This is a genomic window from Nonomuraea sp. NPDC049646 (assembly GCF_044465525.1).
In the GTDB taxonomy this organism is placed as follows: Bacteria; Actinomycetota; Actinomycetes; order Streptosporangiales; family Streptosporangiaceae; genus Nonomuraea.
In genome coordinates this window covers 367,446-392,721 of sequence record NZ_JBITLU010000002.1, presented here as the reverse complement: position 1 = coordinate 392,721, position 25,276 = coordinate 367,446, and the positions used below count along the sequence as shown (strand labels likewise).

Genomic DNA, 25,276 nt, shown 5'->3' with positions numbered 1-25,276 from the left:
CTGGGTGTAGCAGCGGAAGGCGGCACAGGCATGACGGACACCGGCACGGCGACCCCGCGCGAGCGCTACCGCGCCCAGATCCGTGCCGAGATCAAGGAACACGCCTGGCAGCAGATCGCCACGACGGGCGCCTCCGCGCTGTCCCTCAACGCGATCGCCAAACAGATGGGCATGAGCGGCCCCGCGCTCTACCGCTACTACGCCAACCGCGACGAACTGATCACCGAGCTCATCCGCGACGCCTACCGCAGCCTCGCCGACACCCTCCGCTCAGCCGCCGAAAAAGCCACAGAAAACGCCGCAGGAGACGCCGCACGCGGCGATGACCGGGACGACGGCCGGGACGATGACCGAGGCAGTGACCGAGGCGGCGGGCTGGCCGTGCTGGCCCACGCCGTACGCGACTGGGCCCTGCACGACCCCCAGCGCTACCTGCTGATCTACGGCACCCCCGTCCCCGGCTACCACGCCCCCGACGACATCACCGCCATCTCCTCCCAGATCATGACCCTCCTCCTCGACGCCGCCTCCCCCGCCCCGCCCCGGCGCCCCGAGACCCCGCTCGACCACCACCTGGCCGCCCACCGCGACTGGGCCGGCGATCACCCGGCCCCGCCCGCCGTCCTGCACCAGGCGCTCAGCTTCTGGACCCGGATCCACGGCGTGCTCTCCCTGGAACTGGCCGGCCACTTCGCCGGCATGGGCTTCGACCCCGCCCTGCTGTTCGCCGCCGAACTGGACGACCTGCTGGCCCGCTGACCCCGCGCGCACGACAGGCCCGGCCCGCCGTACAAGGCGGTACCGGGCCTGTCGAGGGCGCGTCACCCCTGGGGCAGGTGGGTCCTGGCGTCGTCGTAGGAGCCCTCGCCGGCCGCCCCGGCCGGCCGGTAGATCAGGTACAGCACGCCCGTGGTGAACGTCTGCGAGCTGACCAGCTCCAGCGGGATCGAGCGGTCGCCCTCGTCGAACAGCCGCTCGCCCTTGCGCACCGCGATCGGGTGCACCAGCAGGTGCAGCTCGTCCAGCAGCCCGGCTGCCAGGAGCTGCCGCACCACCGAGACCGAGCCGCTCATCGCGATCGGGCCGCCCGGCTCGGCCTTCAGCTCCCTCACACCCTTGACCAGGTCGCCCTGGAGCTGCTCGGAGTTGCGCCAGGTGAACTCCAGCGGCCGGCGGGAGACGACGATCTTGCGCGCGTCGCCGATCGTCCTGGCGAAGTCGGCGTCCTCGCCGCCCGCCGCCTCGCGCTCGGGCCAGGCCCCGGCGAAGCTGTCGTACGTCTCGCGCCCCAGCAGCAGCGTGTCGGCCATCTGCGCCGTCACCGCCGCGCCCATCTCGTCGTTGAAGTACGGGAAATGCCAGTCCGCCGGGTCCTGGACGACGCCGTCGAGCGAGATGAACAGGTTCGCGCAGATCTTCCTCATGATGATTGTCTCCATACGTCGTGGGATGTGCCTGAAGTCTGGCCGGACCGGCTTACGGATCTCTTAAGGTCTTCCTCCCGGCCTCACCGGGCCAGCCCGGCGACCAGGAGCCCGACCAGGCGACGGGCGTCGTAGCGGGGGTCGGCCTCGGCCCCGATGCACAGGTTGCCCACGCCGCGCATGAGCTCGAAGGCGTCCAGATCGCCGCGGATCTCCCCGGCGGCCGCCGCGGCCGCCAGCAGCTCGGCGCACACCGGCACCAGGCGGTCGAGGAAGTAGGCGTGCAGCGCCTGGAAGCCGGTGTTGTCCGGCTGGAGCACCGCGGCCAGCCCGTGCTTGGTGACCAGGAAGTCGACGAACAGTCCGATCCACTCCCGCAGCGCCGCGTACGGGCTCGGGCCCGCGGCCAGCAGGTCCGGACCGGCCTGCGCGCACGACTCCACCTGATGGCGGTAGACGGCGATGACCAGGTCGGCCCGCGTGGGGAAGTGGCGGTAGATCGTGGCGGTGCCGACGCCGGCCTCGGCCGCGATGTCTCGGATCGGCGCCTCCACGCCCGAGGCGACGAACACCGCGGCGGCCGCGCGCAGCAGGTTCTCCTCGTTGCGCCGCGCATCGGCCCGTTTGGGACGCGACTCCTCCACGCCGTTCCTCCCAGGATTGCTAAACGGGACACGGTCCCGTATCGTCGGAAACGGGACACGGTCCCGCTTGCACATCATGCCAGAGCTGAGGCCCGAGGGCCAAGCCCTGCCCTCTCCCATGCCCACCTGCGGCAACACACCCGGAAGGCACCACCATGCCCGCAACGCCCACCGCACCCGTCGTGTCGGTCCGGCCGGTCGTCCTGCCCGCCCCCGGACGGGGCCAGGACCTCCAGGTCCGCGTCTCGGCCCCCGCCACCGGCGACCGCCTGCCCATCGTCGTCCTGTCCCACGGCCACGGCTGGTCGATGGACGGCTACGCCCCCCTCGCCGACCACTGGGCCGCCCACGGCTTCGCCGTCCTGCAACCCACCCACCTGGACTCCCGCACCCTCGCCGTCCCCGCCGACGACCCCCGCACCCCCCACATCTGGCGCATCAGGGTCGAGGACCTCAGACGCGTCATCGACGGCCTCGACGTCCTGGAAGCCGCCCTGCCGGGCCTGACCGGACGCCTGGACCGCGACCGCATCGCCGTCGCCGGCCACTCCTGGGGAGCCCACAGCGCCAGCATGCTGCTCGGCGCCCGCATCCTGGACGCCGCCGGCCGGCCAGGGGAGGACCTGTCCGACCCGCGCGTCACGGCCGGCGTGCTGCTCGCCCTGCCCGGCTCCGGCGGCCAGGACCTGTCACCCTTCGCCGCCGAGCACTTCCCCTTCATGAACCCCGCCTTCGCGTACATGACCACCCCGGCCCTGCTGGTCGCCGGCGACAAGGACGACTCGCCCCTGACGACGCGCGGACCCGACTGGTTCACCGACGGCTACCACCACAGCCCCGGCGACAAGAGCCTGCTGACGCTGTTCGGCGCCGAGCACACCCTCGGCGGCGTCGCCGGACACCAGGTCGCCGAGACCACCGACGAGAGCCCCGAACGCCTGGCCCTGCTGCAGCAGCTCACCACCGCCTACCTCCGCAGCGCCCTGCACCCCGGCGACCCCGCCTGGCCCGCCGCCCGCGCCGCCCTGGAGTCGGCCCCCCACCCCCTGGGCCGGATCGACGGCAGGCAGGCCGAGCAGGCGACCGGACGGCGGTAGCCGCAGGTCTCGTGCGGGCGGCCGAAACCCGGCGAACGGTACAGCGCACGGGCGCCCCCAGGCCGAACGGTAGAGCCGCCCGGTCCAGTCGCCGCCGCGCGAAGCCCGCCTCAGGACTTCAGGAAGTGCAGGACGGCCAGCACCCGGCGGCTGTACCCGCTGGCGTGCGACAGGCCCAGCTTGTCGAACAGCGAGTTGACGTGCTTCTCCACCGCGCTCTGCGACACGTGCAGCTGCCCGGCGATCGAGGCGTTGGTCATGCCCTGGGCCATGCGCTCCAGCACCTCCCGCTCGCGCGCGGTCAGCCGGGCCAGCGGATCGACCTGCGTGGTACGGGCCAGCAACTGCCGCACCACCTCCGGGTCGAAGGCCGCCCCGCCCGCCGCCACCCGCTCCAGCGCGTCCAGGAAGTCGCCGACCTGCGCCACGCGGTCCTTCAGCAGATAGCCCACGCCCTCGACGTCGGCGCTCATCAGCTCGGTGGCGTACCGCTTCTCCACGTACTGCGACAGCACCAGCACCTTGACGCGCGGCCAGCGCCGCCGGATCTCCAGCGCCGCCCGCAGCCCCTCGTCGGTGTGGGTGGGCGGCATGCGCACGTCCACCACCACGACGTCGGGGGCGTGCTCGGCCACCGCCGCCACCAGGGCCTCGCCGTCGCTCACGGCGGCCGGCACCTCGTGGCCCTCCTCGCCCAGCAGGCGTACCAGGCCCTCGCGCAGCAGCGTGGAGTCCTCGGCCAGGATCACCCGCACGGCAGCACCGCCGCCACCGTCGTCGGGCCGCCGGGCGGGCTGACCACCTCGAACGCGCCGTCCAGCGCCGCCACCCGCCGGGCCAGCCCGGACAGGCCGCCTCCCGAGGGGCGCGCGCCGCCCGTGCCGTCGTCGCTCACCCGTACGAGCACCCTGTCGTCCTCCTGTCCGACCTCGACCGTCACCAGTGTGGCAGCCGCGTGCTTGGCGGCGTTGGTCACCGCCTCGCTCACCACGAAGTACGCCGCCGTCTCCACCGCCATCGGCGGCCGGCCCGGCAGGTCGCACGTCACCTTGACCGGCACGCCCGCGCGTTCGGCCACCCCGGCCAGCGCCTCGCCCAGCCCGAGGGAGTCCAGCCCGCTCGGGTAGACCCGCCAGGCCACCTCGCGCAGCTCGGCCAGCGCCTGCTGGGCCTGCTCGTGCGCCTGCTCCAGCAGCTCAGGACGCCCCCGCCGGGACCGCCCGATGAGCATCGACAGCGCCACCAGGCGCTGCTGCAGCCCGTCGTGCAGGTCACGCTCGATCCGGCGGCGCTCGGAGTCGACCGCGGCCACGATCCCGGCCCGGCTCTCGGCCAGCTCGGCGATCCGGCGCTCCAGCGCCTCGGTACGGTCGGGCCCCAGCAGCCGCCCGGCCAGCCGGCGCTCCAGCGCGTGCACCCCCACCAGCCCCGACACGGCGATGAACAGCAGCACGCAGCCGCCCACCAGGAAGTACAGCACCAGCGGCGGGGTCGGCGTCATCCCGTCGTACGGCTCGCCGCGGACCCAGGCCCCCAGCAGCAGGACCGCGGTGCGCGCGCCGAGGACCAGCAGCGCCACCACCAGCCCGCCCAGCACCCCGGCCGGGATCCTGGCGGCCAGGTAGCGCGCCGGCCGGGTGTCCCAGCCGGACAGCGCGTCGAGCGCGGCGGTGTCCAGGCGCAGCCGGCGCGCCTCGAAGGCGGCCAGCCCCGCCGCCAGCGCCCGCACCCGCGGCCGCCCCGGGAAGGGCAGCGTGAGCAGCAGGAACAGCGCGCCGGCGAGGGCGGTCAACCCGCCCAGGACGACTGCGCCCAGCACCTTGAGCCCTTCAGCGGCGGTTCGCATGCCTTCCCTTACGCCGTTCCGTCAGCCGTACCGCGACGAAGACCGCGATCGCCAGCACCACCAGGCCGATCACCACGTAGGTGCCGATCCCCACGTACGCCTCGACCAGCGACCAGTTCTCGCCGAGAAAGTATCCCGCAAGCACGAAGATGGTGTTCCAGATGGCGCTGCCGGCCGTCGTGAGCAGGGTGAACGTCACCAGCGGCATGCGCTCCACGCCCGCCGGCACGGAGATCAGGCTGCGGAAGATGGGGATCATCCGGCCGAAGAACACGGTCTTGCGGCCGTGCCGCAGGAACCACGCCTCGGTCTTCTCGATGTCGGTCACCTTGACCAGCGGCAGCTTGGCGGCGATGGCCAGCGTGCGGTCGCGGCCGAGCAGCGCGCCCACCCCGTACAGGGCCAGCGCCCCGACCACCGAGCCGAGCGTCGTGCACACCAGCACGTCGAGCAGGTCCAGTTCGCCCTGGCTGGCGGTGAAGCCGGACAGGGGCAGGATCACCTCGCTGGGCAGCGGCGGGAACAGGTTCTCCAGCATGATCGCCAGCCCGGCCCCGAAGGCGCCGAGGTTCTCCATCAACGCAATCAACCAATCCGTCATGTCCCCCAGGCTACGAATGATCCGTTATGGCGGTAATGAGGCGGACGGCCGAGGTGCTCTGTGGTAAACCACACCCCCGATGTACCGTACACTGTACGGCCTATGAGTGCTCTCCCGGATCTGGCGCAACACCCAGCGATCTTCCGCCCCGGCGATCCCCCCAGGTCCGGCCACCTGGTCTTCCTTGACGACCAGGGCGAGGCCACGGCCACGGTGATCGAACCAGGCGACGACGGCCGCCCCCGCGCACGCGAGCGCGCCGTCACCGAGATCCCCGTCGCCGACGCCGTCGCCGTGCTGGCCAGGGCCCGCGCCGACGCCGCCGCCCACCCGGCCACCCGCTTCTGGGGCGCCGTCGCGCTGGTCGCCCTCCAGCTCGTCACCCGCGGCCGCATCCTGCCCGCCGTCTCGCCCGACGGCCACGACTCCTGGCGCGCCGGCCCCCTCGACGCCGCCGACGCCCGCCGCGTGCGCGAGCTGGCCGCGGCCATGCCCGCCGCCGCCCGCGCCATCCCCGTGGGCGAGCTGCTGCTGCCCGACGCCGAGCCGCTCGTCCGCGCCTTCCTCGACGCCGTGGCCGACGCCATGCCGCGCTCGCCCGGAGCCGTCCGCGCCACCGGCGCCACCGCCTTCGCCGCCGTCAAGCCGGTCAAGGTGCCCCACCTGCGCCCCTGGGCCGAGGAGGTCTCGGCGGGGCTCGACTCCGGCGTACGGCTCTCGCTCCGGCTGGAGGCCGACGACCTGGCCCAGGCCGAGTTCCGGGCCGTCGTCCAGGTGCACGGCCTGGCCGACCCCTCGCTCGTCGTGGACGCCGCCGACCTGTGGCAGGGCCGCGACCCCGGGTTCGGCCTCCGCGCCAGGATCGAGGTCACCCTCGCCCTGCGCCGCGCCGCCCGCTCCTGGCCCCGCCTGGAACGGCTGCTGGAGCACGCCGTGCCCGACGAGCTCGCCCTCACCGACGGCGACGTGGCGGACCTGCTGACCGGCGCGGCCGACCGGCTGGCCGCCGCCGGCGTCGAGGTCCACTGGCCGCGCTCCCTGGTCCGCGGCCTGAGCGCCCAGGCCGTCGTCGGCGAACGCGACAGCGCGCCCTCCGACCTGCCCTCCTTCCTCGGCGGCCACCACCTGACCAGCTTCAACTGGCGGCTGGCGCTCGGCGGCTCCCCGCTGACCGCCGCCGAGATGGACCTGCTGGCCGAGTCCCACCGGCCCGTCGTACGGCTGCGCGACCAGTGGGTGCTCATCGACCCCGCGCTGGCCCGCAAGGCCCGCCAGCGCGACCTCAAGCCGCTGACCGGCCTGCAGGCGCTCGGCGCGGCCCTGACCGGCACGGTCGAGATCGACGGCGGGGACGAACCCGAACAGATCGCCGTCGAACCCACCGCCTGGCTCGCCGACCTGCGCGACCGGCTCACCGACCCCGAACCCGTGCCGCCGCCGCCCGGCCTGGCCGCCACCCTGCGCGACTACCAGCTCCAAGGGCTGCGCTGGCTGGCCAGGATGACCTCGCTCGGCCTCGGCGGCTGCCTGGCCGACGACATGGGCCTGGGCAAGACCATCACCCTGATCGCGCTCCACCTGCACCGCGCCGGCACCGGCCCGACCCTCGTGGTCTGCCCCGCCTCGCTGCTGGGCAACTGGGAACGCGAGATCACCAGGTTCGCGCCCGGCGTCCCGGTCCGCCGCTACCACGGCGCCGCCCGCACCCTGGCCGACGACGGGTTCGTGCTCACCACGTACGGCACCATGCGCCTGGACGCGGCCACCCTGGGCGCCCACCCCTGGGGGCTGCTGGTCGCCGACGAGGCCCAGCACGTCAAGAACCCCGCCTCCGGCACGGCCAAGGCGCTGCGCGAGATCCCCGCCGGCGCCCGCGTCGCCCTCACCGGCACCCCCGTGGAGAACAACCTGTCCGAACTGTGGGCCATCCTCGACTGGACCACCCCCGGACTGCTCGGCCCGCTGACCCGCTTCAGGGCCCGCTGGGCCAAACCGGTCGAGTCCGGCGACACCGACACCGCCGCCCGGCTGGCTCGGCTCGTCGGGCCGTTCCTGCTGCGCCGCCGCAAGAGCGACCCCGGCATCGCCCCCGAACTGCCGCCCAAGACCGAGACCGACCGGCCCGTCCCCCTCACCACCGAACAGGCCGCGCTGTACGAGGCCGTCGTCCGCGAGAGCATGACCCAGATCGAGAACGCCAAGGGCATGGCCCGGCGCGGCCTGATCGTCAAACTGCTGACCGGGCTCAAACAGATCTGCAACCACCCCGCCCACTACCTGCACGAATCGTCCCCCCGCCTGACCGGCCGGTCGGGCAAGCTGGAACTGCTCGACGAGCTCGTCGACACGATCGTCGCCGAGGACGGCGCCGTGCTGGTGTTCACCCAGTACGTCGCCATGGCCAGGCTCCTGGAACGCCACCTGTCCGGCCGCGGCGTCGCCACCCGGCTCCTGCACGGCGGCACCCCGGTCGCCCGCCGCGAGGAGATGGTCGCCCACTTCCAGGACGGCCACGTCCCCGTCTTCCTGCTCTCCCTCAAGGCCGCCGGCACCGGCCTGAACCTCACCCGCGCCGACCACGTCATCCACTACGACCGCTGGTGGAACCCCGCCGTGGAGGACCAGGCCACCGACCGCGCCTACCGCATCGGCCAGACCAGGCCCGTCCAGGTGCACCGTCTCATCGCCGAAGGCACGATCGAGGACCGCATCGCCGCCATGCTCGCCGCCAAGCGCTCGCTCGCCGACGCCGTCCTGGCCTCCGGCGAGGCCGCCTTCACCGAGCTGACCGACGCCGAACTCGCCGCACTCGTGGAGCTCAGATGACCGCCGTACGCGGATTCGCCGCCTTCCCCCCGCAACGCGCCGGCGCCCGCTTCGCCACCACCTGGTGGGGCCAGGCGTGGATCAAGGCCCTGGAGGACACCTCGCTCGACCAGACCCTGCTGCGCAAGGGCCGCGCCTACGCCAAGACCGGCCAGGTCGGCCCGATCACCGTCAGCCCCGGCCGGCTCGCCGCCGTCACCGAGCACGAGTACGACACCGTCGTCCGCGTCGAACAGCTCACCGACGCCGCCTGGGGACGCTTCCTCGACCAGGTCGCCGCCAAGGCCGGGCACATCGCCGCCCTGCTCGACCGCGACGTCCCGCACGACCTGGTCGAGGCCGCCGAGGACGCCGCGGTGCCGCTGCTGCCCACCGTCGGCGACCTGGAGCCCGAATGCTCCTGCCCCGACTGGGGACACCCCTGCAAGCACGCCGCCGCCCTGTGCTATCAGGCGTCCTGGCTGCTGGACGGCGACCCGTTCGTCCTGCTGCTGCTGCGCGGACGCGGCGAGCAGGAGCTGATCGAGGCCCTGCAGAACCGCGACGTGCCCGTCCCGGCCCCCGCCCGCGCGCCCGACGGCGGAACCACCGAGCAGGACGCCCGCGGCGGGGTGCCCGCCGCGCAGGCGTTCGCGCTCGGCGAGCCGCCGCTGCCCGAACCGCCCCCGCGGGAGACCGCCTTCACCCCCCTCACGCTCGACCCCGCCCCCGGCGTGGACGTGGCCGCCCTGGCCGTGCTGGCCGCCTCCGCCGCCGCCCGCGCCCGCCAGATCCTGCTGCACGGCCGCCTGGAACCGCTGACCGAGTACCAGGACCGCGTCCGCCTGGCCGCCGAGCACGACCTCGACCTCGGCCTGGACGCCGCCGTCCAGGCCTGGCGGTACGGCGGCGCCCCCGGGCTCGACGCGCTGGAGACCCCCTGGACCCCGGCCCGCCAGGAGCTGGCCAGAGCCCAGGCGCTGTTGGAGTCCGGCTGGGACGGCGACCCGCCGCCCCGCCTGGAGACCTGGCGCAACCGCTGGACCCTCGGCCCCCGCCAGGTCCGCTACGGCCGCGACGGCCGCTGGTACCCCTTCACCCAGCACGACGGCCACTGGTGGCCGGCCGGGCCGCCGGAACGCGACCCGTCCACCCTTCTCGCCTGACCCGGGAAGGCGCGGGGAAGGGCTCAGAGGCCGCGCTCCTCGGCCTCGCCCGCCGCGGCGACCATGGACAGCAGCCGGTCGAGGTCGCCGGGCGTGGCGTGCGGGTTGAGCAGGGTGAGCTTGAGCCGGACCCGGCCCGGCCCCGTCCCCGGCAGCTCGGTCCGGCCCACCACCGCCCTGCCCTGGCGCAGCAGCCTGCGCCGCAGCCCCGCGTTCACCTCGTCCGAGCGCGCCGGATCGTCGGGCACGTACCGGAACAGGAACGCGGTCAGCACCGGATCGGCATGCAGCTCCAGCCGCCGGTGGGCGCGCACCGCCGCCGCGCCGTGCCGGGCCACGTCGTGACAGGCGTCCACCAGACGGCCCAGCCCCGCCCGGCCCAGCGTGCGCAGCGTCACCGCGATCTTGAACGCGTCGGCCCGCCGCGTGGTGCGCAGCGACAACCCCAGCAGGCTCGGGTAACCGGCCTCCTCGTCGTCGGCCGGGTTGAGGTAGGCCGCCCGCCGGGCCAGCGAGGCGTACGTCTCGGCCCGGCGCACCAGGAACACCCCGGCCGCGGCCGGCTGCCAGCCGAGCTTGTGCCAGTCCAGCGACACCGAGTCGGCCAGCGCCAGACCGTCCAGGAGCGGGGCCAGCCGGTCCGACAGCAGCGCGCCGCCGCCGTAGGCGGCATCGACGTGCAGCCAGGCGCCGTGCTCGGCGGCCAGCGACGCGCACGCGCGCAACGGGTCGATCGCCCCGGTGTCCGTGGTGCCCGCCGTGGCCACCACCGCCACCGGCAGCTCGCCACGCCCGGCGCTCGCCCGCAGCGCCCCGGCCAGCGCTGCGGCCTCCATCCGCAGCTCCCGGTCGACCGGGACGGCGACGACCGCGTCCTCACCCAGCCCCAGCAGCGCCGCGGCCCGCCGGGTGGAGAAGTGCGCGGCCTCGGAGGCGAAGATCCGCAGCCGCGGCCCCCCGCCCGGCAGCCCCGACAGCTCGGCCCGGACGCCCGCCGACCGGCCCACCGCCAGGTCCCTGGCCAGCATCAGTCCCATCAGGTTGGACTCGGTGCCGCCCGAGGTCAGCACGCCGGCCGCGGCCGGCCCGAACCCCACCAGCCCGGCCAGCTCGGCCAGCAGCGACGTCTCCAGCGCGGTCGCGGCCGGCGCCTGGTCCCAGGAGTCCAGCGACGGGTTGAGCGCCGAGACCGCCAGATCGGCCGCCACCGCCACCGCCAGCGGCGGACAGTGCAGGTGCGCCGCGCAGAACGGATCGGCCGGATCGGCGCTCCCGTAGGCCAGCAGCTCGGTCAGCGCCCCCAGCCGCCCGCCCTCCGCCGCGAACGCCCGCGCCACCTCGGCGGCCAGCTCCTGGGGCGTGCCGGCGAGCAGCGGGCCGCCACGCCGCCGCGCGCCCTCGGCCAGGGCGGCCAGCACCTCACGCAGCAGCGGCTCCAGCGCGGCCGCCCCGCCCACGCCGCCGGACAGGGCCTGGCCCTTCGTCGCATCGCTCATCCGGCCACTGTGCGGCACCGGCGACGCCACGGCCAGCGGGACACCGCGATGGAACGCCATGGAACGCCCCTGAAGACAGACACCCCGCCGACCACAAGGAGACCCGCATGCGACACCTGCGCCGGATCGTGTCCGCCCTGGGCGTGACGCTGGCCCTCGGCCTCGTCCCCGCCGCCGCGCACGCCGCCACCCCCGTCCACGTCAAGGAGGCCGAGCAGGGCAAATGCCTCGACATCCGGACCGAGGACGACATCTTCGTCCCCGGCGCCCGCTTGCAGCGCTTCACCTGCCACGACGTCAACGAGCAGCGGTGGGAGATCGTCCCGCTGGCGAGCGACTCGTTCATGCTGCGCAACCCCCTGACCCGGTTCTGCGTGGCGGCAGAGTCGGCCGGCTTCGGCGCGCAGGTGGTGGAACGGGCCTGCGGCGACGCCGACCCCGCCGTCCGCTGGTTCACGCTGGGCGGGGTGCCGTTCGTCAAGGGGGCGGGGTTCAACCAGATCCGCTCGTCCCTGGCGCCGGGAAGCTGCCTGGACACCCTGGACACCTTCGTCAAGATCTTCCCCTGCTCGCCGGGGCTGACCAACAAGGCCCAGCTCTGGGCCGCGGTCTGAGCCCGCGCTCAGGCCGGCGGCCAGTTCCTGAGGACGGCGTCCAGGGCGTCGATGGCCCTGGACCAGGAGGCGTCCACCTCGCGGGGGTGGCGGCGGAATCCGCCGGCCATCTCCAGGGTCACGTAACCGTGCAGCATGCTGCTCAGCATGCGCAGCGCGTCGGTCTGGTCGGGCTCGGACAGGTCGTAGCCGCGCAGGACGGCCCGCGTCAGCTCGGCGTGCCGGCGGCCCGCGCTGACGTCCAGCGACTCGGAGTCCAGCTCCAGCTGGGTGGCGGCGTACCGGCCGGGGTGCTCCTTGGCGTAGCCGCGGTAGGCCGCGGCGAAGGGCACCAGCGCCTCCTTGCCCGACCGGCCGGCCAGCGCGGCGGCGACCCGGTCGGCCATCTCGCCCAGGGCCAGCTCGGCGACCCTGACCCGCAGCTCCCGGATGTCCTTGACGTGCGCGTACAGGGCCGCGGGCTTGACGCCGAAGCCGCGGGCGAGCGCGGAGACGGTCACGTTCTGGAAGCCGACCTCGTCGGCCAGGTCCGCGGCCGCCCTGGTCAGGCGGTCGACGGTCACTCCGGCGCGGGCCACGGCAGCACCCCTTCTTACAGCCTTTAAGTATTTGCATACTACCGTTAAGAAAAGCTAGCCTCCACACTCATGAGACCCCTGACAGAAAGCGACATCCGCACGTCGTTCATCAACTGCTCCAAGGGCGAGGCCAAACGCGCCGGCCTGCCCCGCGATCTGGCCGACCTGCCCTGGGACGACCTCGACTTCCTCGGCTGGCGGGATCCCGGCGCCCCCGAGCGCGCCTACCTGGTGGCCGAGACCGACGGCTCCCTGGTCGGCGTCGCCCTGCGGGTCACCTCCGGCGCCGCGCGCTCGTTCACCTCGCGCAGCATGTGCTCCTTCTGCCTGACCACGCACACCAGCGGCGGCGTCGCCCTGATGACCGCCCGCCGCACCGGCGAGCCCGGCCGCCAGGGCAACACCGTCGGGCAGTACCTGTGCGCCGACCTGGCCTGCCCCCTCTACCTGCGCGGCAAGAAGGAGGCCGCGGGCGCCGGCGTCGTGGACGAGTCGCTGACGCCGGCCGAGAAGGTCGCCCGCACGCACGCCAACGTGCGCGCCTTCCTGGACAAGGTGGCCGCCTGACCCGCCCGCTACTCGTCGTCCCAGGCCATCGAGCTCATCCGCCACCCGGCGGGCGTCCGGACGAACTGGGTGGTCTTGCGGCCCGCGCCCGCGAACCGCACACCGTCCCGGACGCCGGACTTGCGGTAGTCGCTGAACCGCTGGGCGACCGAGCCGAAGATCTCGGTGCGCTCGGCCACCTCCCACTCGGAGAACTCCGTCAGCGTCCCGTCGGTGAGCATGCGCTGCCGGGGCTCGACGAAACCGTCCAGGTCGTGCACCACGGGCTCGGGCCCGGTGTTGTTGACGATCACCGCCTGCGGGACGAACAGCTCCCGGACGGCGCCGACGTCCGGCCGGCGCCCGCCGGTGTTGGTGAAGGCGTCCAGGAAGGCCGCCATCAACCGGTCGAGCTCGGCCTTGACGCCGCAGGCGGGCGCGTCGCCGGCCAGCAGCGACCAGACCTCGCTGTCGTGCCGTTCGCCCCGGTGCGGGAACCGCTCGCGCAGCACGCCGTCGCGGGTCATGCCGAGCCGGCGCGCGACCTCGACGCTGCGCGTGTTGCCCGGCGAGACCCACCACTCCACGCGCGCCATGCCGCGCTCGGCGAAGGCCCAGTCGATCAGCAGCCGGCACGCCCGGGTCACCAGCCCCCGGCCCTCACCGGCCGGCTCCAGCCAGCAGCCGATCTCGCACACCCCCGAGACCGCCTCGAACCGGGTGAACATCACCCCGCCGACCAGCGTGCCGGCCAGCCAGATCCCGTAGATGCGGGCGCCGTCGGCGGCCTGGTCGTCGGCGTAGCGCTGCAGGACGGCCGTCGCCGAGGCCAGGTCGGTGCTGCGCGAGGCCCACGGGATCCACGGGTCCACCGACGCGCGGGCCCGGTCGATGTGGTCCAGGAACTCCTGGGCCCGCCAGGGCTCCAGCGGGCGGAGCTCGGCCTCGTCGCCGAGCGGAAGAGCGAACACGGACACCGTCCCCAGGTACGTAACGAGCGTTCGGTATGTAAGGTAGCAGCATGCCACCCGCCGCAGGAGACCGTGAAGCCCGCCGCGAGGACGTCTCGCAGGCGGTCTGGCAGGTGCTGGCCGGCAAGGGGTTCGGCGGGCTGACGCTGCGCGCCGTCGCCGCCGCCATGGGCGTGTCGACCGGCCTGCTCATGCACTACTTCCCCACCAAGCGGGCCCTGGTCGGGCACGCGCTCGACCTGCTGGAGCGGCGCACGGCCGCCCGTCCCCGCCGCGAGCCCCCGGCCGCCGGCCTGGCGGCGCTCAGAGCCGCGCTGCTCGACATCCTGCCGCTGGGCCCGGCCGACGTCGCCCGCAACCGCATCTGGGTCAGCTCATGGGACCTGGCCCTGGCCGACGACGACCTCGGCGCCGGGCAGGCCGCCCGCTACGCCCGGCTGCGCGCGGCGCTGCGCACCCACCTGGAGGCGGCCCGCGACCTCGGCGAACTGCCCGAGGACGCCGACCTCGAACGGCTGGCGGCCGGCGCGGTGGCGTTCACCCACGGGCTCGTCGTCCAGGCGCTGTTCGACCCCGGCCGCTTCCCCGAGGACGTCCAGATCGCGTTGCTCGACGGCTTCCTCTCCTCGATCGCGGCCTGACCCTAGGTCGCCACCGAGACGACGTGCCCCGCCGAGGCCGGGTCGCCGGCCAGCTCCAGCATGCAGGCGGCCAGGTCGGCGCGGGTGGTGGAACGGCCGCCGCGCAGGTTGAGGTCCACGGCCGTGCGGTAGCGGCCGGTGGGCCCGCCGTCGAGCAGGCGGGAGGGGCGCACGATCGTCCAGTCCAGCCCCGAGGCGCGCAGCAGGCGCTCGGACTCGGCCAGGTCGGCGTAGGAGTTCTTCAGCAGCGGCCGCAGGACGAGGGGCTTGAGCACGTACCGGGTCAGCGGGCCGTCGCCGGCGTCGGCGACCATGCCCGCGGCGCTGACCAGCAGCACCCGCCGGGCCGAGACATCCGCCATCGCCTGGAGGATCGAGCGCATGGCGGTGGTGTGCACCGTGGTCGGGCCGCGCCCGCGCGGGCCGAGCGCGATCAGCACGGCGTCCCCGCCCTCGATCGCCGGGGCGAGGGCCCGCGGGTCGGCCAGGCCGGCGGTCACGGTCGCGACCCGGTCGCGCAGCCCGGCCGGCAACCGGGCGGGGTCGCGGACGACGGCGGAATTCCGCTCATCGTGGACGGAGGCCGGTCCGACCTCCGTCCACGCGGCCCTCAGGCCAGGTTGAGCTGCCAGGAGACGCCGAACCGGTCGTTGACCCAGCCGAACCTGGTGCTGAAGCCGTACGAGCCGATCGGCATCAGCGGCTGGCCGCCCTCCGCCAGCGCCGCGTAGAGCCGGTCGATCTCCTCCTCGGTGTCGCACGCGACCCAGATCGACATCGAGGGGGTGAAGCCGAAGGCGTGCCGCTCACTGCTGTCGATGCACATGTACTCCTGGCCGGCCAGGGTGAAGGTGGCGTGCATGACGGTGCCCTCGGGCCCCGGCCCCTGCGGGCCGTAGTGGGAGACGGCCACCACCTTGGAGTCCTCGAACAGCGACACGTAGAAGTTCATCGCCTCCTCGGCGTCGCGGTTCTGGAACATCAGGAACGTGGTGGTCTTCTGGCTCATGACTGGTCCTCCGTCGGCAGGTAGAAGGCGGTGGTGGCGGCGACCGCGGCGGCGGCGGCCTCGGGCGGCGCCCCGGCCTCCTCGAAGGCCGAGCCCCAGGCCCGGCTGCTGGCCGTGATGTAGCGGCGGCCGTCGGCGGTCAGCTCGAAACCGGTCTTGTCGGGCATCGGCAGCCCCGAGAGATGCAGCCCCAGGCCCAGGAGCGCGAGGTCCCAGCCCACGCCGACCGCCCCGGGCCCGAACCGGCCCCACATCTCCGGCGGCACCTCGGCGGTGTGGCACAGCTCGAACATGGTGCCCCCGCCCTCGGCCGACAGGCGCACCTCGACCTCGGAGAAGCCGGGATCTGGCCCGAACAGCCAGCTCACCCGCAGGTAGGAGGGCGGCTCGCAGGCCAGGATCTCCCCGCCCGCGTTGCCCTCCAGCTGGTACGTGCCCCCCAGCCGCAGGTCGCCGGAGACCGGCATGAACCAGCGGGCTATGCGCTCACGGTCGGTGCAGGCGTCCCAGACATCCGCCACCTCCGCGTCGTAGTGGCGGGTCAGGGTCACGGACTTGCGCTCGCCGTCCTTCAGCTCGCGCCTGATCCGGGATATCTCGTCAAGGCTGTCCATCGTGCTTCTTTCTTCTGCCCCGCGCCAGCTCGGTGGCCAGCGCGTCGAGGCGCTGGTCCCAGAAGCCGCGGAAACGGTCGAGCCAGAGGTCGACCTCCCGCAGCGGCGCGGGCTCCACGGCGTACAGCCGTCGCGTGCCCTCGGCCCGCACGCTGGCGAACCCGTTGTCGCGCAGCACCTTCAGGTGCTGGGAGACCGCCGGCTGGGAGACGCCGAACTCTCGCTGGATGACTGCGGTGACCTCGCCGGAGCTCTGCTCGCCGCCGGCCAGCAGCTCCAGGATCCGGCGGCGGACCGGATCCCCGAGGACGTCGAACGCGTGCACGACCTCAGTGTTTCAGGCGGAGCTTATATAAGTCAAACCTGGGACAGGTGGTGGCGGATGAAGTCCAGCTCCAGCAGCAGCAGGTTCTCGGCCACGTCCTCCTGGGGGGCCATGTGCGTCACGCCGCTCAGCGGCAGCACCGTGTGCGGACGGCCCGCGGCCAGCAGCGCCGCCGACAGGCGCAGCGTGTGGGCGGCGAAGACGTTGTCGTCGGCCAGGCCGTGCACCAGCATCAGCGGACGGGTCAGGCCGGGCGCGTCGGCCAGCAGCGAGCAGCGGTCGTAGGCCTCGGGGTGCTCGTCGGGGTGGCCCAGGTAGCGCTCCTGCCAATGGGTGTCGTACAGGCGCGGATCGGTCACCGGGGCGCCCGCGACGGCCACGTGGAAGACGTCGGGATGACGCAGCACCGCCGCCGCCGACAGGTAACCGCCGTAGGACCAGCCGCGGATCGCCACCCGGCCCAGGTCCAGGTCGGGATGGCGGGCGGCGGCGGCCTGCAGCGCGTCGGCCTGGTCCTCCAGCGCGGCGCTCAGCTTGTCGAACCGGACCGCGCGCTCCCAGGCCGGCCCCCGTCCCGGCGTGCCCCGGCCGTCGGTCACCAGCACGGCGAAGCCCTGGTCGGCGAACCACTGCTCGATCGCGAAGCCGTCCAGGCCGCGCAGCACCCGCGCCGCCATCGGCCCGGCGTACGGCGACAGCAACACCGGCAACCGCCCCGACCCCGGCACGTGCCCGGACGGGAACAGGATCGCCGTGCGCAGGTCGCGCTTGCCCAGCGAGGCCAGCTCCACCCGCGGCCGCAGCACCGGGACCGCGCCGTGGGAGGCGATCGTCCGGCCGCCCACGCTCACCCGCACCCCGTGCTCCTCCAGGGAGCGGCGCACCACGACCGTCGCACCGCCCGCCCGCGTGCCGGTGTGCACGCCGGGCTCGGCGGTCACCCTGACCAGGCCCTCGGCCCTGGACCAGGTGCACAGGTGCCGTTCGGTGGGCTCCTCGCAGCAGTGGAGGAGCACGGTGTCGCCGTCGACGGCCAGCACCGCCAGCACCTGCAGGCCGGGCGGGGTCACCACGTCCTGGCCCACCATCAGGCGGCGGGTGTCGTCGCGGTCGACCGTCCAGACCAGCTCGCCGGCGGCCGTGCGCGACGGCACGCCGGGCACCAGCTCCAGCCAGGCGTCGTCGGCGTCCTCGCGGACCGTCGTGGTCGCCCCGGTGGCCGGATCGACCTCCAGGACGCGGGTGGTGCGCTGGTCACGGCTCTGCACCAGCACCAGCAGGCCCTGGCCGGTCCACGACACCGCCGCCACGTACTCGAAGGCCGCGCGGTCCCACACCACCCGGGTGCGCCGGCCCTCCAGCGTGACCAGCCACAACGACACGTCGGCGTTGGCCGTGCCGGCCGGCGGGTAGGCCATCGTCCGCGGCGGCCGGCCGGGCTCGGCCGGCTCGGCCAGGCACCACTTCTGCACCGCGGCGTTGTCCACCCGGGCGGCCAGCAGGCGGGTGCCGTCGGGCGCCCACCAGTAGCCGCGGTGACGGCCCATCGACTCGCCCGCCACGTGCTCGGGCAGCCCCCACGTCACGTCGGTGCCGTCGGGAACCAGCAGCGGCCGCTCCCCGACGTGCAGCGCGCCGCCGGAGACGAACGCGACGTGCTCGCCGGTGGGGTCCAGCCGCGGGTCGGAGCCGGTCAGGCCGAGCGCGGTCACCTCGCCGGTCAGCAGGTCGACGGTGTGCAGCGCGCCGTCGGCCGCGTAGACGGCCCTGGTGACGGCCGCGTCGGTGGCGTAGGCGACGATGCCGGAGGCGTGCTCGCGGGTGCGCTCCCGGCGGGCGCGCTCGGCCTCCGACAGCCGCGCGCCGGGCACGGGCGCGCCCGGCTCGGCCAGCAGGCGCTCCTCCCCCGTCGCCACGGTGAACGACCACAGCCGGTGCACCGGGTCCTCGCCCGAGGACGACCGCAGGAAGATCACCCGCGCGCCGTCCGGGGAGATCGTGAAGTTCCGCGGGACGCCGTAGGTGAAGCGAGCCGTGCGGGCGTGCTGGCGGGGAAGCGTCAGGGGAGGCATGGCGCGATCATAGGCACGGCCCGTCGAGGCGGCGCAAGGCAGGCCAAGGTGGCGGCGCGGGCACGCTCCCGCGCCGCCGCGCGAGGTCAGCGGTCCTCGAACCGCACGTCGTCGAACAGCGCCTCGTCGCCGGTCGGGGCGGTGCCCGCGCTGCTGAAGGCGTAGCCGTCCATCGAGGTCACGGCGGACGTGCGGGGCAGCGTGGCGATCTGCCGGTCATCGGCGTACAGGGTGGCGGCCGAGGTGGTGGCCTCCAGGCGGAGCCTGGTCCAGCCGTCGCCGACCGTCCCGGCGGGGGCCAGGGTCGTCCACTTCTTGGCGGCGGCGTCGTAGCGGCTGACCGCGCCGGCCCTGCTGATGCTCAGGTGGTAGGCCGGCGTCGTGCCGCTGGTCACCGTGAACAGGAAGGAGTTGGTCACGCTGACCGGCTTGTAGCGGAACTCCAGGGTCTTGCGCGCGCTCGCGGTCGTGGTGCGGGCCGCCTTGGCCATCAAGGTGGTGGACTTGTCCGACAGGGTCAGCGCGCGGTCGGCGCCCACCTCGTAAGGCGACACCCACGCCGCCGACAGGCTCTGGTAGCCGCGCGGGCGCAGCCAGATCGGGTCGTTGTCGAAGGTGTCGGTCGTGGAGTACAGCTCGACCTCGTTGAGCATCGCGCAGCTCGGGCCGATCTCGGCGTCGCAGCCCGGCGTGGCCTCCACGACGATCTTGACGTGCCGGCCGGTGGCGTTCACCGGCTGGTGGCGCAGCGCGTAGTCGGTGCGCCCGGTGACCGTGGCCACCGGCCGTCCCCAGTCGGCGCCGTCCTTGGAGACGTAGACGCTGGCCGAGGCCGGGTGTCCCGGGCGCAGGCTGAGGCCGATCCTGTTGAAGGTCTGCTCGCGGTCCAGGTGCAGGACGTACTCGCCGGGGCCCTGGGAGACGGCGCTGGACCAGTACGCGGTGCTGCCGTCGAAGGCGCCGTCGGGGCGCACCCGCGGCCGCCGGGCGTCGGCCCAGGTCATGTTCGTCTCGACGGTCAGCTCGCCGGCGCGCTGCTTGGCGGCCAGGTCGATGCGGCCCGCGCCGGGGGCCAGGACGTCCAGGTGGCGGCGCTTGACGGCGTACCAGCCGCCGTTCTCGAACCTGCCGCTCGCCGGGCAGGCGGTCTCGTTCAGCGTGCCGTCGGCCTTGACGCCGGGCAGCTTGCAGTTGTCGAAGAGCTGGACCAGCCGGTTGGCGCCGACGGCGGCCAGCGCCGTGTAGCCGGACGAGCCGTGCGTGTCATAGACGCCGTCGCGGTTGTGGTAGGTCACGCGCTGCTGCGTCCAGGAGTCGCCGCGGCCGTCGGGGGAGATCGCCAGCCAGTCGTCCGGGCGGCCCGCGCTGAGCACCAGCACGCCGTTGGGCATGAGCAGCAGGCGCGGGGCCACGCCGCGCACCGTGCAGCTCTGGCCGGACAGCTGCAGGTCGCGCACCGCCGACCAGGTGCGGCCCTCGTCGGTCGAACGGCTCCAGGCCAGCGTGGAGTAGGTGCCGCCGTCCTTGCGCATGACCGCCAGCAGGCTGCCGTCGGCGGTCTGCTCGACGGCCGTCTCGTTGTACGTCGCCTCGCCGGCCGGGCGGGCGATGACGCCGCGGCGGGCGAAGGTCCGGCCACCGTCGGCGCTGGCGTACAGCTCGGCCTGGTTCTTGCCGCCGGTGGCGGTGTAGCGGGCGTAGACGGTCACCAGGACGGTCCCGTCGGCGAGCTGGATCGGCACGCCGTGCGCGACGCCGCCGCCGACCAGCTCGTCCGGGCTGGTGAAGGTGGCCTTGGCGGTGTCCCAGGTCTGGCCGAGGTCGGTGGAGGTGTGCACGTCCAGCTCGTTGGTGCGGGCGTCGACCTTCGACAGGTAGTAGGCGGTGCCGAACAGGCGGCCGTCGTGCAACTGCACCGGCGCCTCGCGCAGCGGCGTGCCGCGCGCCGGGCCGAAGGTCAGGCCGCCGTCGTCGGAGACCGCCATGCCGCTGGTCTGGGCCATGACCGCGTCCACGTTGGTGGACCAGGTGGCGATCAGCTTCTGGCCGGGCGTGCCGTCGGGCCTGACCACGTCGATCGCGGTGAGGTTGGGGAAGCCGGCGTAGTCGCGGCGCTGGGCCGCCGTCGGCTCCTTGGCCGCCGGGCGCGGGCTGGGGTAGACCCAGTCCACGAAGGCGTCGCTGCCCGATCCGGCCAGATAGCCCTCACGCGGCCCCGACTCCTGGGCGGTGAGGGCGGGCGTGTCGGGAATCGAGCAGTACGCGGCCGCGTGCGCCGTCCCCTGCAGGACGACGGGAAGGGGGGCCAGCAGGCAGGCGGCGAGCAGCGCTCTTGTGGGCAGCACGGGGGAAGGACTCCTTGCGCAACGAACGATCGACGTCCGTTTTGTCGTTTATTTACGCAAGAAGGCTATATTTGCCCAAAAGTGGAGGTGTAAGTTGTAACTGCCTTATGTCCGCTTTGTGATGAAGTGGGGGTCAATCGTCGAGGCCGCGGGCCGACAGCGCCTCGCCCAGCGCGTCCGCGTGCCGCAGAGCGCCCACCACCAGCGGCACCGCGAAGGCCCGCACGCTGCGCTCGACCCCCCGCGCCCGCTGCGCCTCCCTGATCCGCACCGCCAGCGACGCCACCACCGGCACGCTGCGCACGGTGAGCGAGAGCAGCAACGACAGCCGGAACGGGTCCAGCCCCACGAACCTGACCGGCGACAGGACGCGTTCCAGCGCCGCCAGCATGTCCGCCGTCCGCGTGGTGAGCGTCACCAGCCCCGCCAGCGCCACGGCCAGCACCACCCGCAACGTCGAGGACACCGCCGCGTCCAGGTCCGCGAACACCAGTTGGAGCACGAACAGCGCCACCGCGAACCAGCGCACCGGCCGGACCTGCGCCCACGCCGCCCGTCCCCCCACCCGCGCCGACGCGTACAGCGCCGCCGCCACGACCGCCGCCCCCGCCAGCGCCACCGGCGCCCGCAACAGCACCAGCACCGTGCACGACACCGCCAGCCCCGCCAGCTTGACCCCGGGCGGCAGCCGGTGCAGCCACGAGCCGCCCGGCACGTACGCCCCGGTGAGCCCGTTCACGCCATCAGCTCGGTGTAGTGGCCGATCGCCTCGGCCGGCGTGCCGTCGGCGACCACCCGGCCCTCGTCCAGGACCAGCACCCGGTCGAACCCGGCCAGCAGCGGCAGGTCGTGCGTCACCGCCACCACCTGCTGCGGCATCTCCCGCAGCAACGCGGCCACCTGCCGCGAATGGCGCAGGTCGAGCAGCGTCGTGGGCTCGTCCATGACCAGGATGTCGGGTTCGAGCACCATGACCGCGCACAGGGCCAGCAACTGCTTCTGGCCGCCGGACAGGTGGTGGGCGGGATGGTCGGCGTGCCCGTCCAGGCCGTGCCGGGCCAGCACGTCGTGCACCCGGCGCTCGACCTCCTCGCGCGGCAGGCCCTTGCGGCGCAGGGAGAAGGCGACGTCCTCGGCCACGGTCGGCATGACGATCTGCGCGTCGGGGTCGGTGAACAGGAACCCCACCCGCCGCCTGATCCGCGCGGCCTGACGGCGGGTGTCCAGGCCGAGCACGGTGACCTCGCCCGAGGTGGGCACCGCCAGGCCGTTGATCAGCCGGGCCAGCGTGCTCTTGCCCGAGCCGTTCGCGCCCACCACGCCCACCCGGCGCTCGGCCAGGCTCGCGGTGACGCCGCGCAGCACGTCGCGGCCGCCCAGCCGGACGTGCACGTCGGCGAACTCGATCACGCGACCACCTCGAACAGCGCGGCCACGCCCAGCCCGCCGCCCACCGCGGCGGCCGCCAGCCCCAGCGTGCCCGCGGGCGCCCCGGCCCGCACCAGCCTGGAGAACAGCCTGGTCACCACCACCGCGCCGGTCGCGCCCCACGGATGGCCGAGCGCCAGCGCGCCGCCGCCCGCGCACACCCGATCGCGGTCGGCGTCCAGCGGGTCGAGGCCGAGCGCGTCGGTGACGGCCAGCACCTGCGCCGCGAACGCCTCCACGATCTCCACCGCGGCCACCCGTCCCATGTCCACCCCCGCACGTGCCAGCACCCGGCGGACCGCGGGCACCGGCCCCCACCCGGGCAGCGCCGGATCGCACCCGACGACGGCCCCGGCCAACAGCCGCAACCCCGGCAGGCCGGCCCGCTCGGGCGCCAGCGCCACGGCGGCCGCGCCGTCGCTGACCGGGGAGGAATTACCGGCGGTCACTGTACCGCCCGGCACGAACGCCGCGGGCAACCGGGCCAGCGACGCCGCCCGCAGCGCCCGGGGACGCTGGTCCTCGTGCCGGCCGCCGACCGGCACGATCTCCTCGTCGAAGGCGCCCGCCGCGCGGGCGGCCAGCGCCTTGGCGTGGCTGAGGCGGGCGTAGTCGTCCTGGCGGTCGCGGCCGATGCCGTACGCGCCGGCCAGGGCCTCGGCGGCCGGGCCCATGTCGGGGTCGGGGTGGCCCTCGGGGGCGAAGGGCGCCCGGTCGTAGGGACGGTCGGAGCCCCGCGGCGTGCGCAGCGGCGCGGTCGAGGCGCTCTCGGCTCCCCCGGCGATCACCAGGTCCATCTCACCCGCGGCCACCGCCTGCCCGGCCACCAGGATCGCCGCCAGCCCGCTGCCGCACTGCCGGTCGACGGTCAGGCCGGGCACGCCGTGGCCGAGCCCGGCGGCCAGCGCCGAGACCCGGGCCACGTTCCCGCCGGGGCCCATGCAGTTGCCGAGCACCACGTCGTCCACCGGCCGGCCGGCCTCGGCGGCCACCGCCTCGATCACCGGGGCGGCCAGCCGGTCGACGGTCACGTCCTTGAAGGCGTGCCCGGCCGTGCCGATCGGCGTACGGCGGGCCGCCACGACGACGGGTCGTCCGCCCACGTCAGACCAGCCTCCGCAGCTCGGGGTCGCCGCCGGCCAGCCGGTCGGCCACCAGGCCGCGCGCCGGCTTGCCCGACCCGGTGCGCGGCAGGGCCGGGACGGCGTACCAGCGGCGGGGCCGCTGCGCCACGTCCAGCCCGCTGCGCGCGACGGCCTCCAGCAGCGCGCGCGGCGGCGGCGAGGCGCCCTCCACCACCGCGGTCACCACCGAGCCGAGCGACGGGTGCGGCGACCCGATCACCACGATGTCCCCCACACCCGGCACGTTCCGCAGCACCGCCTCGACGTCCTCGGGCACGACGGTCGCGCCGCCGGTCTGGATCGCGCCGTCGCCGCGCCCGCGCACCCGCAGCACCTGCCCGGCCCGGTACGGCTCGGCCAGGTCGCCGACCGTCATCCAGCCCGCGCCGTCGCGGCGCAGCGGACCCCTCGCGCCGCCCAGATAGCCGTCGGCCAGCCACGGCGAGCGCGCCCACACCTCGCCCAGCGCGCGCCCCGGCTCTGCCCTGACCTCGATCTCGACCTCCGGAAAGGCGCGCAGCCCGCCGCCGTCGGGGTCGAAGGCCACGAACGACAGCTCGGTCGCGCCGTAGTAGGACATCACCCGCACCCCGGCCCGCCCGGCCAGCTCCCGGGCCTGCCCGCTCAGCGCCGCGCCGCCGACGACGGCCGTACGCAGGCCGGGAGCCTGCTCCAGCACCTCGGGCAGCCGGTGGGGCACCAGGTGGATCGCGGTCGCCGCGCGCAGCGACGCCGCCGAGGGCCGCCCGCCCGGCACCACCGCGGTCGCGCCGACGGCCAGCGTGTGCACGGCGGCGAAGGCGTACAGGGAGGAGACCAGCGGGCCGGGCACCAGGACGACGTCGTCCGGCCCGATGCCGGTCAGCTCGGTCAGGTGTGGGAAGGAGCGCGTCCAGGACGCGCGGGTGCGCGCGACCGCGCGCGGCCGGCCCGTGCTGCCGGAGGTGAAGCACGCCCACGCCCGGTCGCCGGGACGGGGCTCGGGCACGAGGGGCGCGCCCGGCGCGGACGTCAGCGGCTCGTCCACCCGCAGGTCGGCGCCCGCCGCGCCGGCCACCCGCGCCCACCGCTGCGGGCTCCAGGCCGGATCGCCCACCAGCGGCGTCACCCCCGCCAGATCGGCCGCCAGCACCGCGACCAGCAGCTCGACCGGGTCATGAAGGGCGATGGCGGCCAGCTCGCCGCGCCCGCGCAGCCGCCGCGCGCCGCCCTGGACGCGTCCGGCCAGCTCGCCGTAGGTCAGCGAACCGGCCGGGCCGCGCAGCGCGACCCGGGACGGGCTGTCGGCGGCGTGCCGCAGGACGTGCCCGGCGACCGGCATCAGCCCACCCGCTCGCGGTGGACGGCCGGAACGGCGTCGGGATAGGCGCGCTGCGTGCCCCTGGCCACCAGCGCGGCCACCACCGCCTTGAGCGCGTCGCCCGGCAGGAACACGGCGCTGAGGGACAGCGCCTTGGCCAGCGGCAGCCCGGTGACCAGCGCCTGCACCGGCACGCCGACCAGGTAGACCACCCCGATGCCGCCCACCGCGCACGCCACCAGCAGCCGCAGCAGGCTCGGCGTCCGGCCGGCCCGCTCCACCAGCAGCCCGGTGACCGCGGCCCCGGGGACCCAGCCGATCAGGAACCCGGCGGAGGCGGCGGTGAACACGCCGAGCCCGCCCCGCCCGCCCGCCAGCAGCGGCAGCCCGGCCGCGACCAGCACCAGCAGCACGACCACCGCCAGCGCCCCCCGCCGGCTGCCGAGGATGGCCCCGGCCAGCATGACGCCGAGCGTCTGGAGAGTGATCGGCACCGCGTTGCCGAACACGTTGACCGCGCCCGGCGCGCCCAGCACCGCGATCAGCGCGGCGAACACCGCGATCCTGGCCAGGTCACCGGTGGGGAACCGCCGCCGTCTTCCTGCGTTCATCATGAGGACGATCCCACAC

The 25,276-nt window shown here is 74.6% G+C and carries 26 protein-coding genes; 7 read left to right on the top strand and 19 right to left on the bottom strand.

Annotated elements, in window-relative coordinates:
* Positions 1 to 30: 30 nt before the first annotated feature.
* A complete protein-coding gene (locus ACIBQ8_RS06645; RefSeq protein WP_397177897.1) occupies positions 31 to 759 on the top strand; it encodes a TetR/AcrR family transcriptional regulator in 729 nt (242 codons plus the stop codon).
* Positions 760 to 821: 62 nt separating this feature from the next.
* On the opposite strand, the gene ACIBQ8_RS06640 is transcribed toward ACIBQ8_RS06645, so the two are convergent.
* Both ACIBQ8_RS06640 and ACIBQ8_RS06635 read right to left on the bottom strand, forming a co-directional pair.
* A complete protein-coding gene (locus ACIBQ8_RS06640; protein WP_397191367.1) occupies positions 822 to 1,424 on the bottom strand; it encodes a dihydrofolate reductase family protein in 603 nt (200 codons plus the stop codon).
* Positions 1,425 to 1,507: 83 nt separating this feature from the next.
* On the bottom strand, positions 1,508 to 2,068 hold the full coding sequence (locus ACIBQ8_RS06635; RefSeq protein ID WP_397191366.1) for a TetR/AcrR family transcriptional regulator: 561 nt from the start codon (positions 2,066 to 2,068) through the stop codon (positions 1,508 to 1,510).
* Positions 2,069 to 2,223: 155 nt separating this feature from the next.
* Here ACIBQ8_RS06635 and ACIBQ8_RS06630 point away from each other — a divergent pair, with 155 nt between their 5' ends.
* On the top strand, positions 2,224 to 3,165 hold the full coding sequence (locus ACIBQ8_RS06630) for an alpha/beta hydrolase family protein (RefSeq protein ID WP_397191365.1): 942 nt from the start codon (positions 2,224 to 2,226) through the stop codon (positions 3,163 to 3,165).
* Between the two features lie 110 nt (positions 3,166 to 3,275).
* Here ACIBQ8_RS06630 and ACIBQ8_RS06625 read toward each other — a convergent pair whose 3' ends face one another.
* Genes ACIBQ8_RS06625 through ACIBQ8_RS06615 form a run of 3 tightly spaced genes read right to left on the bottom strand, consistent with a single transcriptional unit; the run spans position 3,276 to position 5,612 of the window.
* A complete protein-coding gene (locus ACIBQ8_RS06625) occupies positions 3,276 to 3,920 on the bottom strand; it encodes a response regulator transcription factor (RefSeq protein WP_357976023.1) in 645 nt (214 codons plus the stop codon).
* The gene (locus ACIBQ8_RS06620) at positions 3,911 to 5,011 is read right to left on the bottom strand and encodes a sensor histidine kinase (RefSeq protein ID WP_397177892.1); all 1,101 of its coding nucleotides are present in this window, start codon (positions 5,009 to 5,011) and stop codon (positions 3,911 to 3,913) included. Before ACIBQ8_RS06620 ends, ACIBQ8_RS06625 begins: the two co-directional genes overlap by 10 nt.
* Positions 4,995 to 5,612: a DedA family protein gene (locus ACIBQ8_RS06615; RefSeq protein WP_397191364.1), complete on the bottom strand. Its 618-nt coding sequence runs from the start codon at positions 5,610 to 5,612 to the stop codon at positions 4,995 to 4,997. The genes ACIBQ8_RS06620 and ACIBQ8_RS06615 overlap by 17 nt, the downstream gene beginning before the upstream one ends.
* A 102-nt stretch (positions 5,613 to 5,714) precedes the next feature.
* Between ACIBQ8_RS06615 and ACIBQ8_RS06610 the strand changes: the two genes are divergently transcribed.
* On the top strand, positions 5,715 to 8,438 hold the full coding sequence (locus ACIBQ8_RS06610; protein ID WP_397177890.1) for a DEAD/DEAH box helicase: 2,724 nt from the start codon (positions 5,715 to 5,717) through the stop codon (positions 8,436 to 8,438).
* Positions 8,435 to 9,583, top strand: coding sequence for an SWIM zinc finger family protein (locus tag ACIBQ8_RS06605; RefSeq protein ID WP_397191363.1), 1,149 nt, complete (start codon positions 8,435 to 8,437; stop codon positions 9,581 to 9,583). The genes ACIBQ8_RS06610 and ACIBQ8_RS06605 overlap by 4 nt, the downstream gene beginning before the upstream one ends.
* A 23-nt stretch (positions 9,584 to 9,606) precedes the next feature.
* On the opposite strand, the gene ACIBQ8_RS06600 is transcribed toward ACIBQ8_RS06605, so the two are convergent.
* Positions 9,607 to 11,079: a pyridoxal phosphate-dependent decarboxylase family protein gene (locus ACIBQ8_RS06600; protein ID WP_397191362.1), complete on the bottom strand. Its 1,473-nt coding sequence runs from the start codon at positions 11,077 to 11,079 to the stop codon at positions 9,607 to 9,609.
* 107 nt (positions 11,080 to 11,186) lie between these two features.
* Between ACIBQ8_RS06600 and ACIBQ8_RS06595 the strand changes: the two genes are divergently transcribed.
* Positions 11,187 to 11,693 carry an RICIN domain-containing protein gene (locus ACIBQ8_RS06595; protein ID WP_397177887.1) on the top strand — a complete coding sequence of 169 codons (507 nt, stop codon included), beginning with the start codon at positions 11,187 to 11,189 and terminating at the stop codon, positions 11,691 to 11,693.
* An 8-nt stretch (positions 11,694 to 11,701) separates the two neighbouring features.
* On the opposite strand, the gene ACIBQ8_RS06590 is transcribed toward ACIBQ8_RS06595, so the two are convergent.
* Complete coding sequence (locus ACIBQ8_RS06590) at positions 11,702 to 12,271, bottom strand: TetR/AcrR family transcriptional regulator (RefSeq protein ID WP_397177886.1); 570 nt, start codon at positions 12,269 to 12,271, stop codon at positions 11,702 to 11,704.
* A 69-nt stretch (positions 12,272 to 12,340) separates the two neighbouring features.
* On the opposite strand from ACIBQ8_RS06590, the gene ACIBQ8_RS06585 reads away from it, so the two are divergent.
* Positions 12,341 to 12,838, top strand: a complete 498-nt coding sequence (locus ACIBQ8_RS06585; protein ID WP_397191361.1) for an FBP domain-containing protein — start codon at positions 12,341 to 12,343, stop codon at positions 12,836 to 12,838.
* 8 nt (positions 12,839 to 12,846) lie between these two features.
* On the opposite strand, the gene ACIBQ8_RS06580 is transcribed toward ACIBQ8_RS06585, so the two are convergent.
* Positions 12,847 to 13,788, bottom strand: a complete 942-nt coding sequence (locus ACIBQ8_RS06580; protein WP_397191360.1) for a GNAT family N-acetyltransferase — start codon at positions 13,786 to 13,788, stop codon at positions 12,847 to 12,849.
* Positions 13,789 to 13,838: 50 nt separating this feature from the next.
* Here ACIBQ8_RS06580 and ACIBQ8_RS06575 point away from each other — a divergent pair, with 50 nt between their 5' ends.
* Entirely contained in the window at positions 13,839 to 14,429 is a 591-nt protein-coding gene (locus tag ACIBQ8_RS06575; protein WP_397177883.1) for a TetR/AcrR family transcriptional regulator, read from the top strand.
* Positions 14,430 to 14,431: 2 nt separating this feature from the next.
* Here ACIBQ8_RS06575 and ACIBQ8_RS06570 read toward each other — a convergent pair whose 3' ends face one another.
* The 11 genes from ACIBQ8_RS06570 to ACIBQ8_RS06520 form a co-directional block, all read right to left on the bottom strand.
* A complete protein-coding gene (locus ACIBQ8_RS06570; protein ID WP_397191631.1) occupies positions 14,432 to 15,043 on the bottom strand; it encodes an NAD(P)-dependent oxidoreductase in 612 nt (203 codons plus the stop codon).
* Positions 15,040 to 15,438 carry a VOC family protein gene (locus tag ACIBQ8_RS06565; RefSeq protein WP_397177882.1) on the bottom strand — a complete coding sequence of 133 codons (399 nt, stop codon included), beginning with the start codon at positions 15,436 to 15,438 and terminating at the stop codon, positions 15,040 to 15,042. Before ACIBQ8_RS06565 ends, ACIBQ8_RS06570 begins: the two co-directional genes overlap by 4 nt.
* Positions 15,435 to 16,052 (bottom strand): SRPBCC family protein, encoded by a 618-nt coding sequence (locus ACIBQ8_RS06560; RefSeq protein WP_397177881.1) that lies wholly within the window; start codon positions 16,050 to 16,052, stop codon positions 15,435 to 15,437. The genes ACIBQ8_RS06565 and ACIBQ8_RS06560 overlap by 4 nt, the downstream gene beginning before the upstream one ends.
* A complete protein-coding gene (locus tag ACIBQ8_RS06555; RefSeq protein ID WP_352330870.1) occupies positions 16,039 to 16,377 on the bottom strand; it encodes a metalloregulator ArsR/SmtB family transcription factor in 339 nt (112 codons plus the stop codon). Before ACIBQ8_RS06555 ends, ACIBQ8_RS06560 begins: the two co-directional genes overlap by 14 nt.
* Positions 16,378 to 16,409: 32 nt before the next feature.
* Positions 16,410 to 18,449 carry a prolyl oligopeptidase family serine peptidase gene (locus ACIBQ8_RS06550; protein ID WP_397191359.1) on the bottom strand — a complete coding sequence of 680 codons (2,040 nt, stop codon included), beginning with the start codon at positions 18,447 to 18,449 and terminating at the stop codon, positions 16,410 to 16,412.
* Positions 18,450 to 18,535: 86 nt separating this feature from the next.
* A complete protein-coding gene (locus tag ACIBQ8_RS06545; RefSeq protein WP_397191358.1) occupies positions 18,536 to 20,794 on the bottom strand; it encodes an exo-alpha-sialidase in 2,259 nt (752 codons plus the stop codon).
* Between the two features lie 133 nt (positions 20,795 to 20,927).
* Positions 20,928 to 21,533 (bottom strand): energy-coupling factor transporter transmembrane component T family protein, encoded by a 606-nt coding sequence (locus tag ACIBQ8_RS06540; RefSeq protein WP_397177878.1) that lies wholly within the window; start codon positions 21,531 to 21,533, stop codon positions 20,928 to 20,930.
* A complete protein-coding gene (locus ACIBQ8_RS06535) occupies positions 21,530 to 22,204 on the bottom strand; it encodes an energy-coupling factor ABC transporter ATP-binding protein (RefSeq protein WP_397177877.1) in 675 nt (224 codons plus the stop codon). The genes ACIBQ8_RS06540 and ACIBQ8_RS06535 overlap by 4 nt, the downstream gene beginning before the upstream one ends.
* Positions 22,201 to 23,325: a thiolase family protein gene (locus ACIBQ8_RS06530; protein WP_397191357.1), complete on the bottom strand. Its 1,125-nt coding sequence runs from the start codon at positions 23,323 to 23,325 to the stop codon at positions 22,201 to 22,203. Before ACIBQ8_RS06530 ends, ACIBQ8_RS06535 begins: the two co-directional genes overlap by 4 nt.
* Position 23,326: 1 nt before the next feature.
* Positions 23,327 to 24,667: an AMP-binding protein gene (locus ACIBQ8_RS06525; RefSeq protein ID WP_397191356.1), complete on the bottom strand. Its 1,341-nt coding sequence runs from the start codon at positions 24,665 to 24,667 to the stop codon at positions 23,327 to 23,329.
* Positions 24,667 to 25,260, bottom strand: a complete 594-nt coding sequence (locus ACIBQ8_RS06520) for a biotin transporter BioY (protein WP_397177874.1) — start codon at positions 25,258 to 25,260, stop codon at positions 24,667 to 24,669. The genes ACIBQ8_RS06525 and ACIBQ8_RS06520 overlap by 1 nt, the downstream gene beginning before the upstream one ends.
* Positions 25,261 to 25,276 lie beyond the last annotated feature (16 nt).

What these genes read in the sequence shown, in the direction of transcription:
- ACIBQ8_RS06645 (WP_397177897.1), top strand. Translation starts at nt 31, where the DNA reads ATGACGGACACCGGCACGGCGACCCCGCGCGAGCGCTACCGCGCCCAG.
- ACIBQ8_RS06640 (WP_397191367.1), bottom strand. Translation starts at nt 1,424, where the DNA reads ATGAGGAAGATCTGCGCGAACCTGTTCATCTCGCTCGACGGCGTCGTC.
- ACIBQ8_RS06630 (WP_397191365.1), top strand. Translation starts at nt 2,224, where the DNA reads ATGCCCGCAACGCCCACCGCACCCGTCGTGTCGGTCCGGCCGGTCGTC.
- ACIBQ8_RS06620 (WP_397177892.1), bottom strand. Translation starts at nt 5,011, where the DNA reads ATGCGAACCGCCGCTGAAGGGCTCAAGGTGCTGGGCGCAGTCGTCCTG.
- ACIBQ8_RS06615 (WP_397191364.1), bottom strand. Translation starts at nt 5,612, where the DNA reads ATGACGGATTGGTTGATTGCGTTGATGGAGAACCTCGGCGCCTTCGGG.
- ACIBQ8_RS06610 (WP_397177890.1), top strand. Translation starts at nt 5,715, where the DNA reads ATGAGTGCTCTCCCGGATCTGGCGCAACACCCAGCGATCTTCCGCCCC.
- ACIBQ8_RS06605 (WP_397191363.1), top strand. Translation starts at nt 8,435, where the DNA reads ATGACCGCCGTACGCGGATTCGCCGCCTTCCCCCCGCAACGCGCCGGC.
- ACIBQ8_RS06600 (WP_397191362.1), bottom strand. Translation starts at nt 11,079, where the DNA reads ATGAGCGATGCGACGAAGGGCCAGGCCCTGTCCGGCGGCGTGGGCGGG.
- ACIBQ8_RS06595 (WP_397177887.1), top strand. Translation starts at nt 11,187, where the DNA reads ATGCGACACCTGCGCCGGATCGTGTCCGCCCTGGGCGTGACGCTGGCC.
- ACIBQ8_RS06585 (WP_397191361.1), top strand. Translation starts at nt 12,341, where the DNA reads ATGAGACCCCTGACAGAAAGCGACATCCGCACGTCGTTCATCAACTGC.
- ACIBQ8_RS06575 (WP_397177883.1), top strand. Translation starts at nt 13,839, where the DNA reads ATGCCACCCGCCGCAGGAGACCGTGAAGCCCGCCGCGAGGACGTCTCG.
- ACIBQ8_RS06565 (WP_397177882.1), bottom strand. Translation starts at nt 15,438, where the DNA reads ATGAGCCAGAAGACCACCACGTTCCTGATGTTCCAGAACCGCGACGCC.
- ACIBQ8_RS06560 (WP_397177881.1), bottom strand. Translation starts at nt 16,052, where the DNA reads ATGGACAGCCTTGACGAGATATCCCGGATCAGGCGCGAGCTGAAGGAC.
- ACIBQ8_RS06550 (WP_397191359.1), bottom strand. Translation starts at nt 18,449, where the DNA reads ATGCCTCCCCTGACGCTTCCCCGCCAGCACGCCCGCACGGCTCGCTTC.
- ACIBQ8_RS06525 (WP_397191356.1), bottom strand. Translation starts at nt 24,667, where the DNA reads ATGCCGGTCGCCGGGCACGTCCTGCGGCACGCCGCCGACAGCCCGTCC.
- ACIBQ8_RS06520 (WP_397177874.1), bottom strand. Translation starts at nt 25,260, where the DNA reads ATGATGAACGCAGGAAGACGGCGGCGGTTCCCCACCGGTGACCTGGCC.